Source organism: Paenibacillus hamazuiensis (genome assembly GCF_023276405.1).
In the GTDB taxonomy this organism is placed as follows: domain Bacteria; phylum Bacillota; class Bacilli; order Paenibacillales; family NBRC-103111; genus Paenibacillus_AF; species Paenibacillus_AF hamazuiensis.
The window spans coordinates 2,971,910-2,988,634 of sequence record NZ_JALRMO010000001.1 but is presented as its reverse complement, the minus strand read 5'-3'; the positions used below and the strand labels follow the sequence as shown (position 1 = coordinate 2,988,634).

General features: G+C 56.0%; 14 protein-coding genes and 1 pseudogene. 14 read left to right on the top strand and 1 reads right to left on the bottom strand.

All coding sequences use genetic code 11. The annotated features are described in order from the left end of the window. Positions 1-85: 85 nt before the first annotated feature. The 5 genes and pseudogenes from MYS68_RS13105 to MYS68_RS13085 all read left to right on the top strand — a co-directional run bounded on the left by MYS68_RS13105 (position 86) and on the right by MYS68_RS13085 (position 4,046). Complete coding sequence (locus MYS68_RS13105; RefSeq protein ID WP_248926268.1) at positions 86-517, top strand: GNAT family N-acetyltransferase; 432 nt, start codon at positions 86-88, stop codon at positions 515-517. Beyond that, a pseudogene (locus MYS68_RS13100) lies at positions 514-663 on the top strand (HAD family hydrolase); the annotation flags it as partial. The gene MYS68_RS13105 and the pseudogene MYS68_RS13100, both read left to right, overlap by 4 nt. 113 nt (positions 664-776) lie before the next feature. Then, positions 777-1,262, top strand: a complete 486-nt coding sequence (locus tag MYS68_RS13095; RefSeq protein ID WP_248926267.1) for an 8-oxo-dGTP diphosphatase — start codon at positions 777-779, stop codon at positions 1,260-1,262. 95 nt (positions 1,263-1,357) lie between these two features. Next, positions 1,358-1,951, top strand: a complete 594-nt coding sequence (locus MYS68_RS13090) for a histidine phosphatase family protein (RefSeq protein ID WP_248926266.1) — start codon at positions 1,358-1,360, stop codon at positions 1,949-1,951. 226 nt (positions 1,952-2,177) lie between these two features. After that, positions 2,178-4,046: a bifunctional metallophosphatase/5'-nucleotidase gene (locus MYS68_RS13085; protein ID WP_248926265.1), complete on the top strand. Its 1,869-nt coding sequence runs from the start codon at positions 2,178-2,180 to the stop codon at positions 4,044-4,046. A gap of 172 nt (positions 4,047-4,218) precedes the next feature. Here MYS68_RS13085 and msrA read toward each other — a convergent pair whose 3' ends face one another. After that, entirely contained in the window at positions 4,219-4,854 is a 636-nt protein-coding gene (gene msrA, locus MYS68_RS13080) for a peptide-methionine (S)-S-oxide reductase MsrA (protein ID WP_248926264.1), read from the bottom strand. 143 nt (positions 4,855-4,997) lie between these two features. On the opposite strand from msrA, the gene MYS68_RS13075 reads away from it, so the two are divergent. The 9 genes from MYS68_RS13075 (at position 4,998) to MYS68_RS13035 (ending at position 16,724) form a co-directional block, all read left to right on the top strand. Next, the gene (locus MYS68_RS13075; RefSeq protein WP_248926263.1) at positions 4,998-5,630 is read left to right on the top strand and encodes a LysE family translocator; all 633 of its coding nucleotides are present in this window, start codon (positions 4,998-5,000) and stop codon (positions 5,628-5,630) included. A gap of 75 nt (positions 5,631-5,705) precedes the next feature. Continuing rightward, the gene (locus tag MYS68_RS13070; RefSeq protein WP_248926262.1) at positions 5,706-6,428 is read left to right on the top strand and encodes an alpha/beta hydrolase family protein; all 723 of its coding nucleotides are present in this window, start codon (positions 5,706-5,708) and stop codon (positions 6,426-6,428) included. 108 nt (positions 6,429-6,536) lie between these two features. Beyond that, complete coding sequence (locus MYS68_RS13065; protein ID WP_248926261.1) at positions 6,537-8,276, top strand: AAA family ATPase; 1,740 nt, start codon at positions 6,537-6,539, stop codon at positions 8,274-8,276. Between the two features lie 255 nt (positions 8,277-8,531). Beyond that, the gene (locus MYS68_RS13060) at positions 8,532-9,878 is read left to right on the top strand and encodes an ABC transporter substrate-binding protein (protein WP_248926260.1); all 1,347 of its coding nucleotides are present in this window, start codon (positions 8,532-8,534) and stop codon (positions 9,876-9,878) included. Positions 9,879-10,007: 129 nt separating this feature from the next. Next, positions 10,008-10,949: a carbohydrate ABC transporter permease gene (locus MYS68_RS13055; protein ID WP_248926259.1), complete on the top strand. Its 942-nt coding sequence runs from the start codon at positions 10,008-10,010 to the stop codon at positions 10,947-10,949. Further along, the gene (locus MYS68_RS13050) at positions 10,949-11,791 is read left to right on the top strand and encodes a carbohydrate ABC transporter permease (protein ID WP_248926258.1); all 843 of its coding nucleotides are present in this window, start codon (positions 10,949-10,951) and stop codon (positions 11,789-11,791) included. The genes MYS68_RS13055 and MYS68_RS13050 overlap by 1 nt, the downstream gene beginning before the upstream one ends. A 147-nt stretch (positions 11,792-11,938) precedes the next feature. Beyond that, complete coding sequence (locus MYS68_RS13045) at positions 11,939-13,705, top strand: cache domain-containing sensor histidine kinase (RefSeq protein ID WP_248926257.1); 1,767 nt, start codon at positions 11,939-11,941, stop codon at positions 13,703-13,705. Next, complete coding sequence (locus MYS68_RS13040; protein WP_248926256.1) at positions 13,702-15,027, top strand: ABC transporter substrate-binding protein; 1,326 nt, start codon at positions 13,702-13,704, stop codon at positions 15,025-15,027. Before MYS68_RS13045 ends, MYS68_RS13040 begins: the two co-directional genes overlap by 4 nt. Before the next feature lie 62 nt (positions 15,028-15,089). Then, the gene (locus tag MYS68_RS13035) at positions 15,090-16,724 is read left to right on the top strand and encodes a response regulator (RefSeq protein ID WP_248930900.1); all 1,635 of its coding nucleotides are present in this window, start codon (positions 15,090-15,092) and stop codon (positions 16,722-16,724) included. Position 16,725: the final 1 nt, after the last annotated feature.

The window sequence follows — 16,725 nt, the reverse complement described above, 5'->3', positions numbered from 1 at the left end:
CTTTTTTCTACTAATGATGAAAGGTATTGATGGATGGATAGGTTTCATGTAAACTTCTGGTAACAAGATGAAGGAGACTGCCGCTATGCACGAGATCAGAGAAATGGCTTTACAAGACTACGAGATGTGCATCGAATTATGGAAACGAACGGAGGGGATGGCCTTAAGCGATGCGGATTCCAAAGAAAATATCGAGCTTTATTTGAACAGAAACAAAGGGTTGAGCTTCGTTTGCGTAGATCACGGCCGGGTCGTGGGAACCATACTTTGCGGACACGATGGACGGAGAGGGTATATTTACCATGTTGCCGTAAGCCCGGACTATCGCGGCCAATCCATCGGCAGCAAGTTGGTGGATTACGGCCTGTCCAGGCTGAGATCGGAAGGGATAACCAAGTGCCATATCATGGTGATCGAAGATAACGAGGTCGGAAACCGTTTCTGGACGAATGCCGGCTGGCAAAAAAGAGATGGCATCCTGCTATACTCCAGCAGCACGGAACGGAGAAACCCATGAACATTCTGTGGGATTTTGACGGCACTTTGTTTGATACGTACCCGGCATACACGAGAATTGTTAAAGACGTATTGGGTGACACCGCCACCTATGAAGAAGTTTACGCCCGGCTCAAAGTTTCTTTTCCCCATGCTATTCAGCATTACGGAGAACCTGCCTGTTTCAAAACGACACGCCGGGGGCGGATATTTACTTGACAAGGTATGAGGATTTTTTTGAAATCGTGTATAAAAAACTTGACGGATAGGAGAACGGCACAATGGGGAGAGGTCATCAAGATGTGAAGTTTGCTCTTTATACGATGTGCCTGGTGCAGAATGGAAACAAGGTGCTTCTTGTAAACAGACCGGATAAGCTTGGATTTCCGGGATGGATCGGACCGGGAGGCAAAGTCGACTTTCCGGAAAGTTTGACGGAAGGAGCGATTCGTGAGGTTTGGGAGGAAACGGGTCTTCGCGTGAAGGAACTGGAGTACAAAGGACTGGATGAGTTTGTGGACCCGAAACAGAACAGCCGCTATATGGTGTTCAATTATTTAGCCAAATCGTTCGAAGGCGAGCTGCTGCAAAACCCGCCGGAAGGCGAGCTGCGTTGGATTCCGATCGAAGAGGCGCTTAGTTATCCGATGCAGCCGTGGTTTAAGCGGCGATTTCCGCTGTTTTTTGAAAAGGGAACTTTTGAAATCTATGAGATCTACGATCAAGAGGAACAGAGAACGATTAAGGAGTCTATTAAGAAGCTTTAGTTTAACCGTCTTCAAAAATACGGAAGGAGTTTTTTACGGCAGATGAAAGGACTCTCGTTATAGCGATATTCATGGATGGGAAGGAGGGCACCCGATTGGACGAGCTAGTGGCCGATTTACCGGGTACAACGATTTACTTTATAAGACACGCTGAATCTCCCTATACGCCGGGAAATGAAAGAGAAAGGGGGCTTTCGGATAAAGGAAGGGAAGACGCTCAGAGAGTAAGCGCCGTTTTGGCGGAGGAGCAGATCGAATTGTTCGTATCGAGCCCTTATGAAAGGGCGATCCGGACGATTGCGCCGCTTGCGGCTGCCCAAGGCAAGGATATCGCTATCGAAGAGGATTTGAGAGAGCGGAAGATGGCGGGGGCGGACTTTATTATCGGGGACCGCTTTATCCAGTCGAAGCAATTGCTGTACGAAGACTTTAACTATTCGTTTCTCGGCGGAGAGTCGAGCAGGGAAGCTCAACATAGAGCGATTGACGTTATCCTCAGGCTGCTGGACGAGCATAAGGGGAAGAAGATAGCCATCGGCACGCACGGGGATATTATGACCCTTATGATGAACTATTTTGATCCGGCATATAACTTCGAGTTTTGGAAGCAATTGACGATGCCCGATATTTACCGACTCCTTTTCAAAGGAACAAAGCTGGTGGAAGTGGACCGAATGAGGTTTTCCTGATAGGAACGCGAACGGGCGGCGAGGGGGATAAAAGTATGAGCGTATTATACGTATCCGACCTGGACGGAACGCTGCTGAATGACAATCAGAAGCTGGATACGGAGACGGTCGGGAAAATTGTGAAATCTTAACAAATTATTTACGTTCCCTTTACATTTCACTTACTCTAGCAGAACGTGAACCTACTATAATGAAGCTTGCATATACAAAAATGGGAGAGTGATCGATGATGAAAATCAGATTAACCGTCCTGGCCGGCCTCACTGCTAGTACGTTGTTCGCGGGAAGTGCGCTGGCCGCTCCGGTAAAACCGGTTTCGCATGCGGACTGGATGCAGAAAAAAACGTTTATCGAGGGCGAGGGGAGCGGCAATCTTGCGCTGGAGAGGAATTTAACGGTCGCCGAAGCGGTCACCGTTATCGCGCGCGTAAAGGGAGAGAAAAATTTGAAGGCGGACGCTTCCGCTTCTCATTGGGCGGCGGGAGCGCTTGCCTGGGCCAGCAAAAACGGCATCATCACCGATGCGGAGGCCAAGGCACCGAACCAGGCGCCGACCGCTTCCAGAATCACGGAGATGGCAAGCAAAGCGGGCTACAGCTTGTCGCTGCCGGAGAAGGATGCCGTCACGAGAGCGGAGTTTTTCAATGCGCTCGGAGACGCGATCACCCTGCATATTACGATCGGCCATACCAATGACGTACACGGACATATCGAAGAAAACACAGGGAACAAGGAGTTCGGTTACGCCAAAATCGCCACGCTGATCAAGCAGTGGCGCGAGGAAAACCCGAATTTTATGCTGATGGATGCGGGCGATACATTCCAGGGAACGGTGTTCGTCAACCTGTTTAAGGGCGAGTCGATCGTGCCGATTTTGAATTCGCTTGAGTACAATGCGATGGCTGCCGGCAACCACGAATTCGATTTTGGCTACGAGCAGCTGCTGAAGCTGAAAGGGATGCTCAAATACCCGGTCATCAACGCAAACGTGTTTAAAGAGGACGGCACCGAGCTGTTGACACCTGTTTATTACGCTGAGGTTGGCGGCCAGAAGTTTGCATTCATCGGTTTTGTAACCGACGAAACGCCGATTTTGACCCACCCGGACAACGTCAAAGGGCTGACGTTCAAGAAGCCGGTCGAAATTGCCAAGAAGCTCGTACCCGAGCTGAAAAAGCAGGTCGATCACGTCGTTGTCGTGTCCCACGTCGGCATCGAAACCGACCGCGAAATTGCGAAAAACGTACCGGGCATCGACTTCATCGTCGGCGGCCATTCTCATACCCCGATCCGTACGCCGGAAAACGTAAACGGTACATACATCGTGCAGGACTGGGAATACGGGAAATCTCTCGGACGAGCGGACCTGTACTACTTGGGCAAGGAGTTGGTCAACTTTACGGGCGGGTTAGTCGAATATGACGAGAAGGTGGCCGCCGATCCGGAGGTTGCCGAAATGGTGAAAAAAGTGACCGGCCAAATCGACGAGGCGCTGAACGTCGTCATCGCGAAAGCGGAGGTGCCGCTTGACGGGGACCGTTCGATCGTGCGCAAACGCGAGAGCAACCTCGGAAACTTCATCGCCGACGCGATGCTGGAAAGATCGAAATCGTTCAAGGGCTACGAAGCCGATGTCGCATTGACGAACGGCGGCGGCATCCGCACGCAAATCAATCAAGGCGATATTACGAAAAAAGCGCTGTACGACGTGCTGCCGTTCCCGAACACGCTCGTCGTTCTCGAAGCGACGGGAGCGGAAATCCAAGCGGCGCTGGAAAACGGCGTCAGCCAGGTCGAAAACGGAGCGGGCCGTTTCCCGCAAATTGGCGGCATGAGCTTCACGTATAATCCGGACAAGCCGGCCGGCGAACGTGTGATCGAAGTTAAGGTTGGCGGCAAGCCGATCGATCCGGCCAAAACGTATAGGCTCGTAACGAACGATTTTATCGCTTCGGGCGGAGACGGTTACTCGATGTTCACGAACAAGAAAGCGATGAACTCCGGCGTTACGCTGTATGAACTGGTGGAAGAAGCGTTCATCAAGCAAAAAACGATCAACGCCGCTGTAGACGGCCGCATCCAGGAAGTAAAGTAAGCCTATAGCATGGCGAAAAGCCTCCGGCCAAAGGACCGGGGGCTTGCTTTTGCCGCCTGCCCCGAATATCCTTATTACACCGGCATAATTGAATGCGATTACAGCGGCTTCAATGGGAAAAAGCCGGGCAGGCGAGCCGAATGTGCATTGCTCGTCTGACGAGCTGCTCTCATTACCATTTGATTTGCCGGATCAGACGGATCATGCCGTCGCGCTCGTCCGCTTCGAGCGGCCAGGAACGGATTTCCCGGACGATTTGTTCCATATTGGCGTACCCTTTCGCCAAGCCGTTCAACCGGGCGGCCAAGGTGGAGTTGACCAAATCTTCATGGGACGGATAGATGGCGCCGAGTTTGGCGATAGCGTCGGGATACCGCTTCAAATAATATTTCTGATGTCTGTCCTCGGCTAAATAAAATTCAGAGAAGGGCGATACCTCGGTGTCGGGTTTACCCGCACCCTGCTCTTCAAGCTTCTTCATCGTCTGAACGATGACATCAAATTGCCGCTTGTCGCGGTACAAAACCAAAGATCTATACTGCCGCCCTTTATAATCGTTAATATTGGCCGGGTTATGATGGGACCAAAACACATTTAGTAGATGTCCCAGCGTTACCGTTTGCGGGTCAAAATCGATTTCGACCGTCTCGGAATGATCTCCGAGCTGCCGGTACGTCGGATTCGCCGACGTTCCCCCGGCATAGCCGACGCGCGTTCTGACGACGCCGGGCAAATGGCCGAATAAAGCGTCGGGGCTCCAAAAGCACCCCATACCCAGTGTCACCGTCCGGACGTTGCTGCTGTTCATGACGATCGCCTCCTAAAGGCCATCATACCACTACTTTTTCGGAATTGACAAAAAACGGCGGGGCATTTAGACTGGGTAAAAACTTGGAGAGAACATGCCGGATATAAGATGCGCGGTATCGTTCTTGTGAGGGGGATCCGGTAATGGTTAGTCAAGGTACGCTGCTGGCGTTTGCCGTCGTATCGCTGGGCATGGTTTGCACTCCGGGCCCCAACATGATTTACCTGATTTCCCGCTCGATCGCGCAGGGGCGCCTGGCGGGAGTCATTTCTTTGCTCGGCGTCATGCTCGGCTTCATCGTCTACATCGTCGCGACGATGTTCGGGCTGACCGTTCTGTTTACGGCGGTGCCGTACGTGTTCGAAGCCGTCAAGCTGGCAGGCGCCGCCTATTTGCTTTATTTGGCCTGGAATGCCGTAAAGCCGGGTGCCGCTTCAGTGTTTGAGCCCCGCGCCCTCACCGTGGACCCGCCGAAGAAGCTGTTTTTGATGGGCTTCATGACCAATCTGCTGAATCCGAAAATCGCGATCCTGTACATGTCGCTGCTGCCTCAATTCGAGGATCCTGCCCGGGGATCTTTGCTGCTGCAAAGCGCAGCGCTCGGCCTCGTGCAAATTTCCGTCAGCTTCACGGTCAACCTGTTGATCGTGCTCGGGGCAAGCCGGGTCGCCCTGTGGTTCGGCAAACGTCCGGCGTGGCTGCGGGTGCAGCGCTGGATCATGGGCGGCGTGCTGACCGGTCTTGCCGTGCGACTGGCATTTGAACGCCGGCAGTAAGCGGATGCCGTAAGATACAAGCCCGATTTCGATCCCAGTCTTAGGAAGTTGCAACCGTTGGAGGGGAAATGGATTTTGCCACAAACGAAAGCGGCCGTCGCTTTGTTTACCCTCGCCGGCATCGGCACGGAGCGTGGGTTTATGGACCCGATCCGCGAGGAACTGTCACTGTGGCTGCGAAGCCGGGGTTACCCCGTAAAGGTGGCCTCGCTGTATCCGTACGGAGATTGGACGCGGCGGATCGCTGCCCAAGTGCTGGAAATCGTCTGGGACTGGGCGGACATCCATGAGCGGTTCTGGAGTTCACTCGGCACGCGGGCTGCTTGGGAGCCGGTCCTGCAAGCGGCGGCGGACGGCTGCACCGTGCTGCTGGTCGGACACAGCGGGGGCGGGGTTACCGCCATTCAGCTGGCCGCGCTGCTCATTCGGGCGGGACATGCACCGCCGCTCGTCGTCCAGATCGGCTGCCCGAAATGTCCGATCCGCGACGATATGAAGGACCGGGTGCTGTACTTGTACGGCATGATGGACGGCGGCGGACGCAAAGATCCGATCGTCCGCCTCGGCGGATGGGGAGGCTGGGTCCGAAGAGGCGGAATTCCGCTGTGGAAGCGGGATGCGCACGCTCCGGACGCGATCGCGGGTTTTCCGCTGGTCGGCGGCCATCCCGACTATTTTCGCGGATACCGGCCTTACATCAATGAGGAGGGCAACTCTAACCTCGAGCAGACGCTAAGGCCGCTCCTGCCATGGCTGGAACGCAAGCTGGCTGCGGAGGGGGGCGAGGCGCACAGGTAGCGGACAGACAATTGTAATAGTTTTGCTAATTTGCCGATAAAAATTTATTGACGGGTTCGTTTTTGCATAATAGAATATTCCAAACTGTTTGTAAAGGAAGTGTGGCCAATGAGGAGATACCGTTGGATCAAGTGGCGAAGATTCCTCCTCTGGGTCGCCGCCCTCGCCTGTGTAGGCGTGCTGATATGGCAGGGTGGACCGAGAACGTGGTATGTGGCTCTCGAGATCGCCGGCCTGCTGTTTCAGCTGCTGTTTGCCGTGCTGTTCATGATCATCCAGTTCGTCGCTCTGTTCTGGTTTTTGGCGCGGGGCCGCACGTACTGGATATTGCCCGGCGAAACCGGAGCGACATGGGACGATTACCGGGGGAATCCCGAGATTGTGGAAAACGCCAAACGGATTGTGACGCTGCTGAGCGGCGTCAAGGAGTTCAAGGAGATGGGCGGCGAAGCGATTCGCGGCTTCCTGCTCTGCGGTCCGCCGGGAACCGGCAAATCCTATCTGGCCCAGGTGATCGCTAACGAAGCGAAGGTGCCTTTCGCTTACGCCTCCGCGCCCAGCTTCCAGAACATGTTTTTCGGCGTCGGCAACCTGAAGGTGATGAGTTTATACAAAAAAGCCCGCAAACTCGCCAAAGTATACGGGGCTTGCATTATTTTCATCGACGAGATCGACGCGATCGGCATGCAGCGGCAGTCCGGCGGCATGGGCGGGATGCTCGGCATGGGCGGCGCAGGCCTGCTCAATGAGCTGCTGCTGCAGATGGATCCGCCGAACCTCGACAACTCGCGGATCGCCAAGCTGCTCCGTTCGCTCGGTCTGCGCCGCAAGAAGGCGGAGCGTCCAGCGGTGCTTACGGTGGCGGCGACGAACCTGCCCAGTGTTCTCGATCCGGCGCTGCTTCGGCCGGGCCGGTTTGATCGGCAGCTTTGGGTGGATGTACCCGACTACGATGGGCGCGTGGACATCTTCCAATATTACTTGCAGAAAATTAAGCGGGATGCAACGCTTACGCCGGAGCGGGCATCGCTCGATACGATCGGCTACAGCCCGGCGCAAATCAAACATATCGTCAACGAATCGGTTGTCATCGCCCACCAGCGCGGCGCATTGGAGGCCGGATACGAAGACTTCCGGGCGGCGATGGAAACGTACGAGTGGGGGCTGAAGCAGCCGCACCGCTCGATGAGCGACGATGAGAAGCGCAATGTCGCTTATCACGAAGCAGGTCACGCGGTAGCCCAATATTTCCTGAAGCCGCATGCGCGCGTGTGGAAGGTGACGATCATCCGACGGGGAGACGCATTAGGGCTTGCGGTGACGAAGCCGACGCAGGAGCGCTACAACTGGACCGACAGCGAGATTTTGGCGGAAATTCAGGTTTGTTTGGCAGCCAGGGCGGTTGAGGAGGAATTCCTCGGCAAAAAGCTGAACGGCGTCACCTCCGACCTGCAGCAGGCTACCCAACTTGCGGGTACTTATCTAGGCATGGTCGGTATGGGCGACGAGCTGTTCAGCTGGCTGGCCCTCGGCTCGCGTGCCGATGCGCTCAAGGCGCTGCGGCCGAAGATCAACGAGCTGCTGAAGGATCAAATGGCCCAGGTGAAGAAGCTGGTCAAAGAGCACGCCGATTTTGTCCATGCGATTGCGGAAGAGCTGCTGCTGAGGGAAGAACTGACGGGCGAGGAAATCGAACAGATTCACGTTCGTTTATATGGGCAAACCCGTCCGGAGCCCCCCGCGGTGAAAAGCATCGCATTCGATTCGCTGGCCCAAGCGGCCCCGACTCAGGAAGAACCCGCCCGGAGCGAGGCGGACGATCCGGAAGATAACGAGAATAACGAATAACATACTAGCATACGTTGTGGAGCTTGCCTCGAAGATGAGGCAGGCTCTTTTTTTGGAGGCTCCCCCAAAAGTAGCAGGAATAGGCCGCAAAGGTTCACTTCACTTTCGGGGGATTTGTTCCGTTCGGCGGCCGGGACCGTCAAAATTTCAACCTTAGATCGAAAGATTGCCTCCTCGGCAGAGGCGCTCCCTTTTTGTACGATGGAAATGCAAGGAAATTGCAAAGAAATCGATGAGCCGAAAGGGGAACGAAAGATGAGTCTGTTCAAAAAATGGGGAGCCGCAGGGGCGGCACTGCTGCTTGCCGCATCGGTCACCGCGTGCAGCGGCGGAGGAGCGCCGGCTTCCGCTCCTGCGAAAAACGGGGGAGACGCAAAGCCGGGAACGACTACGGATAAACCGGCGGATAAGCCAACGGATAAGCCGGTGGAGCTGGTTTTCTGGTCGCTCGGCACAAACGGTTACGAAAAGCTGGCTGAAGAGTACAAAACCGTGAAGCCGAACGTGACGATCAAAATCCAAAATACGGCGGACCAAACCGCCCATCATAACAACATGATGACCGCTTTGACCGCAGGAAAGGGCGCTCCGGATATTTTCATGCTCGAGATCGCCTTCCTGGAAAAGTTTCTCGAAGCGAAGGACAAGTTCAACAATCTGAACGAACTTGGGGCCGATAAAATCAAGGGCAACTACCTGGATTGGAAATGGAAGCAGGCTTCGTCCCCGGACGGGAAGTTCCAGCTCGGGCTGCCGACCGATGTGGGGCCTACCGTCGTCTACTACCGCACCGATCTGATCGAAAAAGCGGGTCTGCCGAGCAAGCCGGACGATTTCGGCAAAGAAATCGCCACCTGGGCCAAGTTTGCGGAAACGGCGAACAAGTACAAGGAGAAGACGGGAAAACCTTTCGTCGATATGCCGGATTTGGTGTTTAACGGCGTCCGCGATCAGGGCAACGAAATTTATTACAACGACAAGGACGAATTCATCGGCGATAAAAATGCGCAGGTGAAAAAGGCGTACGATTTCACCGTAAAAGGCATCAAGGAAGGCTGGGTCGGCAAAAACCAGCTGTGGACGCCGGAGTGGGCGAAAGATACGAACGACGGCGGCTTCGCGGTCATGCTGGCTCCGGCCTGGATGAACGGCGTCATCAAGGGCAACGCGAAGGACACCTCCGGAAAATGGATGATCACGCAAATGCCGGAAGGCGCGGGGAACTGGGGCGGTTCGTTCCTGACGATTCCGAAGGAGTCGAAAAACGCCAAGGAAGCGTATGAGTTCATCTCTTGGCTCGTCGGCAAGGAAAGCCAGCTGAAATCGTACGTCTCCAACGGGCTGATGCCGTCGATTCCGGCCGTGTACGACGATCCGAAGTTCAAGGAGCTGAAGGATCAGTTCTTCGCCGACCAGGCGATCTCCGTCGAATTCGCCAAAGCGACGAAAAGCGTGAAGCCGATCCGCTACGGCAAGCTGCACGATGCGACGGACGCGATTGTCAAGGAAAGCCTGCGCAACGTCCAGCTAAAAGGAGCCGATCCGCAGGCCGAATGGGACAACGCGATCAAGAAAATCAAAGAGCTGAATAAACGCAGCTGACGGGCGATTCCGAAGAGGCGCAGGTTCACGGGCAAAGGCTGTGAGCCTGCCGCCGTTTTCGGAGCCTTTTTCATGACATAGAAAATCAAGGGTCAGTCACTTTCGGGGGACCTTGTTTGGAGGTAGAAAATGATGAATGCAGGCGTTTCCGCATCACCCGCAGCAGTTCCGGCACGTCCCTGGCTCACCGAGCGGCGAAGAAGCCGGATTGCCGCTTATTTGTTCATATCCCCGTTTTTCATCCTGTTTGCGGTGTTCGGGGTGTATCCGATCTTTTTTACGTTTTATTTGTCGATGTACAAATGGAACGGGCTCGGCGACATGAAGTTCGTCGGCCTGAAAAACTTCGAGCTCGTGCTGACCGATCCGACCTTCTGGACGTCGTTTTTCAACACGTTTTTGATGGGCGGCATGGGCACGATCCCGCAGCTGATTCTGGCGCTTATTCTCGCAGTGGCGTTAAATTCCGCATTTATCCGCGGGACGAAGTTTCTGAGGGCGGTGTACTTTTTGCCGAACATCACCTCGATTGTCGCCGTGACGATTATTTTCAGCGGAATATTTGCGAATAAAGGCATTGCCAACTACGTCGTTTCGCTCGTCGGACTCGGTCCCTACGCGTGGACGGTTCAATACTGGCCGGTCAAAATCGCCGTAGCGATCATGGTCATTTGGCGCTGGACCGGGTACAACGCGATCATCTTTTTGGCCGGACTGCAAAGCATTCCGGGGGACTTGTACGAAGCGGCGCGCATCGACGGGGCGAACCGCCGCCAGCTGTTCCTGCACATTACGGTGCCTTTGCTGAAGCCGTTTATTTTGTTTACGACGCTCATCTCGACGATCGGCAGCATGCAGCTGTTCACCGAGCCGTACGTGTTCCTGAGCCAGGGCGGCACAGGCTCGACCCGTGAGGAAGGCGTCACAATGGTCATCTATTTGTATTCGGAGGCGTTCAAAAACTCGTTCTTCGGCACGGCGGCCGCTACGGCGGTCATCTTGTTCGTCTTTACGATCATGTTCTCGCTGCTGAATACGTGGGTGTCGCGCCGGATGGGAGGAGAAGCGTAATGCCTGTAGGGGAAAAACACGGCTTCCTTGCCCGCACGCTGATTTATGTCGTGCTGATTGCGGGAGCCGCTTTGTCGGCATATCCGTTTTATTGGATGCTGGTCATCGCGACGCGGACGAGGGATGCCGTTTACGAAATGCCGCCGGCGATTCTGCCGGGCCCTGAGCTGATCGCGAATATGTCGCATGCGCTGGAGCGGATCATCTTTTTCCGGGCGCTGTGGAACTCGGCGGTCGTTTCCGCTTCGACGACGGCGTCGGTGCTGTTTTTTTGTTCGCTGGCCGGCTACGCGTTCGCCAAATTCGATTTTCCGGGAAAAAAATGGCTTTTCCTGCTTGTGCTCGGTACGCTGCTCGTTCCGCAGCAGCTCAGCGTGCTGCCCAACTACATTTTGATGAGCAAGCTGTCGTGGATCGACTCGTATAAGGCGATCATCGTGCCGGGGATGGTGTCGGCGTTCGGCATTTTCTGGATGCGGCAGTATATCGGGGCGAGCATCCATCAGGAGCTGATCGAGGCGAGCCGGATCGACGGCTGCGGTTATTTCTACACGTTCGTGCGGATCGTGCTGCCGATTATTGTGCCGGCCCTCGCCACGCTCGGCATCTTCACGTTTTTGAACACGTGGAACGACTTTTTTTGGCCGCTCGTCGTGCTGAAAAACAACGAAAACTTCACGATTCAAATCGCGCTGCAGCAGCTGTTTTCCCGCAACGATTCGATCGATTACGGCATGATCATGGCCGCGACTTTTTTCGCTACGCTGCCGCTGCTCGTTGTCTTTGCACTGTTTAGCCGCTGGTTCATCTCCGGACTTACGTCGGGAGCCGTCAAAAGTTGACGCCTGACCCATGGGTAAGCAGGAAAAAATTGTCCGGGGTGAGAATTTTAAAAGTAGAATAATGTTTTGGAAAGGGAGCAAAGGAGAAAGGGGGAGCCGCAGGCATCCCCCGTCTTTTTAGCGTTACTTTTCCGCCGGAGGCCAACCATGTCGCTGCGCCATAAAATTATGCTTGGTGTGATCCTGCTCGTGTTTGTCCCCGTTCTGCTGATGGGCGTCGTGACGTTCCGGCTGTTTACGGGGGCGATCGGCGAGCAGACCGAACATTTCTATGCAAGCAGCTTGCTGGAAACGGACCGCAAAATGCAATACGCCTTGGGCGAAATGAACGGCGTATCCGATCTGAGCATTACTCAGCCGGTCGTGCAGCAGTTTTTGAAATTGAAGCATGCCGCGGATTTCCGGTTCGGGGAAGGACCGGCAGGCCGGCAGCTCGCGACGGAGCTGAACAATTTGCTGCTCTCCCATCCGAAAATCATATCGCTTTCGCTGTACGATCAAAACGACCTGGTGCATTCCACCGGCCCCGTGCCCTCCGTATCGCTGAGCAGGCTCAAGCAGGAGCCGTGGTTTCCGCGAATGATCGCTTTGAAAGGCCGGCCGCTATGGCTCGGTCCGTTCGAAAATGCGGCGATGCCGGGCCAGCAGCTAACCCACGTGCGAACGGTCAAGGACTACAATTCGCTGGAGGATATCGGGACGCTTGTGCTGACTGTGAAAACGGACGCCATCGAGCATATTTTATGGGAAGCGAGCACCTTGAAGGAAGGGGAAATGATGATCGTCAACCGGGACGGGACGGTCATTTTCAGCAAATCCGGCAAACACCTCGGCGAGCGCATGATCTTCCCTTTCCTGAATAAAAACGGCGAGCGGCATGCTTACACGGATCAATATGAAGGGGAGAAAACGTTCATCACCTATTACCCGTCGCAAATCGAGGGCTGGTACCTGGTCGCTTTGACCCCTTTGAGCAAAATGTATGCCGATACAGCCGGCATCCGCAATTTGGCGCTCGGGCTGCTTGCCTTCACGCTGCTCAGCGTGCTGCTGTTCGACATGCTGTTCACACGCAAGCTGGTGCGCTCGATCGTTTCCGTCGTGAGGGCGCTGAAGCTGGCGGAGTCCGGCCAATTTACGGAAATAGCGGCGCACCGCGAGATGTACCGGGACGAATCCGGGCTGCTCGTCCGAGGTTTCAACCGGATGAGCGGGCAAATTCAGGAGCTGATCCGGCGCGTGGAGGAAGAGCAGCAGCGCAAAAACGAAGCGCAGATGCAGGCGCTCGTCGCGCAAATCAATCCCCATTTCATTTACAACTCGCTGGAGACGATCAATTCGATGGCTGTGCTGCAGGGCAACAAGGAGATCAGCCGGCTTGTCATCTCCCTCGGCAAGCTGCTGCGCATCAGCATCAGCGAGACGCAGGAGCTTGTGCCGATCGCGACCGAACTCGAGCATGTCCGGCACTACCTGTTCATTCAGACATGCCGGTTCGGCGACAAGCTGCTGTACGAGATCGATGTGCCCGAGCGGTGGAAGCGGCATTTGACGCTCAAGCTGATCGTGCAGCCGATCGTTGAAAACGCGCTGTATCACGGGATCGAGCAGATGGAAGGTCAAGGCATAATCCGCATCCGGGTGATCGAGGCGGGGGACGACCTCGTCGTGGAAGTGGCGGACAACGGCCAAGGCATCGATCCCGATCGCCTCGAGCGGCTGTTTGTGGAGAAAACCGACGGCATGAGCAAATCGAAGCATCGGGGTGTAGGGATGAGAAACGTGCATGACCGGCTGCGCATCCGCTTCGGCGGCAAATACGGCATCATGGTTTGTTCGGCGGCGGGTGAGGGAACGATCGTGCGCATTCGAATTCCTCGCATGGACGCAGTCATAAAGGGGGCGGCGATATGAGCGGGCGGCTGCATAAGAGCCTGCTGACCTTTGCGGCAGCGGCTATGTTGGGAGCGTCTTCCGGCTGTTCGCCGAAAGCGGCGGATCCGCCGCAGGAGAAGATCAAGCTCAGCTTTCGCCATGTATGGATACAGGAGCATAATTTGAAAATGCAGCGCATCGTCTGGGATGTGATCAAGCAGTTCGAGGCGGAGCATCCGAACGTGCGGGTCGATTTCGAAGGGCTGCACCAGACGATCCATCGTGAGATGAGACTGAAGAGCGAGATGGTGACGGGCAACCCGCCGGATTTGTTCGCCTTGTTCGGAGGCGCCGAGATCGAGCCGTACGTACGCGCAGGGCGGCTGCTCGATTTGTCCGGATTTTTGCAGGAAAACGGGATGGAAAACAGCTTTCACGACCTCAGTCTGTGGACATTCGGCCAAGGCGTTTACGGACTGCCGATCGAAGGCTTCGCCGAGCCGGTGTATTACAACAAGCGAATATTCGCGAACCTCGGGCTGACCGTGCCGACCGATTGGATGCAGCTTGTCGATACGATCGGGAAGCTGAAGGCGGCGGGCATCGTGCCTTTCGCGATGGGAAACGAGGAACGTTGGCCGGGCGCCATGCACTACCATTACTTTTTGCAGCGGTATGCCGGCTCGGGAGCGATCGACCGTATCGTGAAAGGAAGCGGCAGCTTCTTAAGCGGCGAATACGAGCGGGCGACCGAACGTTTTGCCGAATTTGCCCGGCTGAATCCGTTTCCCGACCAGTCGGAAAGCCGCAGCATCGCGTATGCGGAAAATTTGTTCATGGACGGGAAGGCCGGGATGTTTTTGAACGGGAGCTGGGAACTGAATTTGTTTCAGGGCGACGGTGCCAGAAACGGCTTTGCGGAGAATGTGGGGGTGTTCAACTTTCCGGAGCTGGCGCAGCCGGCCAAAGATTCTTCGCAGGGGCTTGCCAGCGGCTACACGTTCGGCATCGGTCTTTCCGCCAATCTGGAAGGGGAACGGAAAAAGGCGGCGCTGGAGCTGCTGAAGGCGATTTACTCCCCGGACGTGCAGCGGCGCATCGTCTATGAGTCGTCGCGCCTTCCGTCGATGAAAATCGATGTCGATTATGCCCGGACCGGGCCGGTGTACAAGCAAATCGTCGATTTGCTGGAGGCGTCCAAGGCGACATTCGTGCCGTATGATAACACGCTTCCTCCGGCGCTGCAGGAGCCTTTTTTCCAGGCGGCCGAACGGCTCATTTCCGGAGGCGTCACCGCCCGGGAAGCGCTGGAGTCGATGGAAAAGGAGCTTCGCCAGTATTATGAGCTGACCGGGAAATAAGGAACACGCCAAGAACGATTGAGACGAAATCTTTAAAAGGGAGGAGGTTTCACTTGTCCAGGATGTACCGGGTTGTCCTTGTGGACGACGAACCGATCATTTTGCGAAGTCTAAAGGTCGCGCTGCCGTGGGAAGAGCTGGGCATTGCGATCGTCGGCGAAGCGGCCAACGGCGAAGAAGGGCTTGCCGTGATCCGAAGCGCGAAGCCGGATATTGTGATCAGCGATATCCGGATGCCGATGCTGGACGGGATCTCCATGATGAAGGAGGCGGGGCAGCGCGAGGGAACCCCTCTTTTCGTGCTGCTGAGCGGGTACGGGGAGTTCGAGTATGCCCGGGAGGCGCTGCGGCACGGCGCTTTCGACTATTTGCTCAAGCCGATCGACCACGAGGAATTGGAGTCGGTGATGCGCGAAGCGAAAACCCGCCTCGATCAGGAGGCCGAGATTCATTCGGAGCGCGATTACTTGACGCGGTCGGCTCAGGCGCTGTCCAGCCTCGTCAGGGAACGACTGATCGGCAGCATGCTGGAGGGCGGCGACAAGCCGTTCGATCCTTCGTATTGGCTGCGAGGCTGGGATCTCGAGCATCCGTACGCGATGCTGGTCATCGCGCTCGACGACATGCTGGAGGTCGCCCGCTGGAGCCGCGAGGACCGGAAGCTGTGGTTTTTCGCGGTCGGCAACGTGCTGACCGAATACGGGGAGAAATGCGGCGCGTTCACCGTATTTCCGTTCCGCAGCGGAGAATGGGTCATGCTGCTGCAGCATGCCGATTCGTCCCGCGGGGATCAGGCGGACGCGGAAATCGGGCGGATCGCCGAAGAGATCATCCGGCTGGTCAAATCGTGCACGAAGCTGTCGTGTTCGGTCGGCATCAGCCGGAAGCATTCCGGCGTAAGCGAGCTTTACGCATGCTACCGCAGCGCGTCGCATGCGCTGCTGGCGCGATTCGCCGGCGGACGCGAGCGGGTGTACGCCGATGCGCAGCCGTCGGCAGTCGGACAGGAGGCAGGCGGCGGCACGTCACCGCGCAGCCGGACCGCCGCAGCGGCGCTGCCCGGCTGGGAGCTGCGGCTTGCCGAGGCGATGGCCGGCTTCGACAAGCCGCGGCTGGCTGCGCATATCGGGCGGCTCACCGGCGATATGCGGGAGGGCGACCTGCACCAGGAGGAGGCGGCCGCGCTGATGATCGAGCTGTCGGTCGGCCTGTCCCGCCGGCTTGCCGATCTGTGCGGCAAACCGCTGCCGCAGCTGCAGGAGCTGATCGCCCAGTTCCCGCAATGCGGCACGCTCGACGAAGCCGAACGGCTGCTTGCGGCGACGCTGGAGCGGTATATCGACGAATTTGCCGACGACGTTTCCCGGGAGGAAGAGAAGCGTTCGATCCGCAAAGCGATGGACTATATGGCGGAGAGGTACCATTACGATCTCGGCATCGATGAGGTTGCGGAGTTCGCGGGCCTCAGCTGCAGCCATTTTTGCGTGCTGTTCAAGAAAGAGAGCGGCGTGACGTTTCTTGAATATTTAACCCAATTGCGCATCGATCGGGCATGCTCCATTTTGCGGAATACGGAAGTGAAGGTGTATCAGGTGGCGCCCCTTGTCGGTTACAGGGACCCGAAATATTTTACCCAGGTGTTCAAGAAGCTGAAAGGCAAGACTCCGTCCGAATACCGCACCGCGGTTCAATTGTGAT

What these genes read in the sequence shown, in the direction of transcription:
- msrA (WP_248926264.1), bottom strand. Translation starts at nt 4,854, where the DNA reads ATGAACAGCAGCAACGTCCGGACGGTGACACTGGGTATGGGGTGCTTT.
- MYS68_RS13105 (WP_248926268.1), top strand. Translation starts at nt 86, where the DNA reads ATGCACGAGATCAGAGAAATGGCTTTACAAGACTACGAGATGTGCATC.
- MYS68_RS13060 (WP_248926260.1), top strand. Translation starts at nt 8,532, where the DNA reads ATGAGTCTGTTCAAAAAATGGGGAGCCGCAGGGGCGGCACTGCTGCTT.
- MYS68_RS13035 (WP_248930900.1), top strand. Translation starts at nt 15,090, where the DNA reads ATGTACCGGGTTGTCCTTGTGGACGACGAACCGATCATTTTGCGAAGT.
- MYS68_RS13040 (WP_248926256.1), top strand. Translation starts at nt 13,702, where the DNA reads ATGAGCGGGCGGCTGCATAAGAGCCTGCTGACCTTTGCGGCAGCGGCT.
- MYS68_RS13085 (WP_248926265.1), top strand. Translation starts at nt 2,178, where the DNA reads ATGATGAAAATCAGATTAACCGTCCTGGCCGGCCTCACTGCTAGTACG.
- MYS68_RS13095 (WP_248926267.1), top strand. Translation starts at nt 777, where the DNA reads ATGGGGAGAGGTCATCAAGATGTGAAGTTTGCTCTTTATACGATGTGC.
- MYS68_RS13075 (WP_248926263.1), top strand. Translation starts at nt 4,998, where the DNA reads ATGGTTAGTCAAGGTACGCTGCTGGCGTTTGCCGTCGTATCGCTGGGC.
- MYS68_RS13045 (WP_248926257.1), top strand. Translation starts at nt 11,939, where the DNA reads ATGTCGCTGCGCCATAAAATTATGCTTGGTGTGATCCTGCTCGTGTTT.
- MYS68_RS13055 (WP_248926259.1), top strand. Translation starts at nt 10,008, where the DNA reads ATGATGAATGCAGGCGTTTCCGCATCACCCGCAGCAGTTCCGGCACGT.
- MYS68_RS13065 (WP_248926261.1), top strand. Translation starts at nt 6,537, where the DNA reads ATGAGGAGATACCGTTGGATCAAGTGGCGAAGATTCCTCCTCTGGGTC.
- MYS68_RS13050 (WP_248926258.1), top strand. Translation starts at nt 10,949, where the DNA reads ATGCCTGTAGGGGAAAAACACGGCTTCCTTGCCCGCACGCTGATTTAT.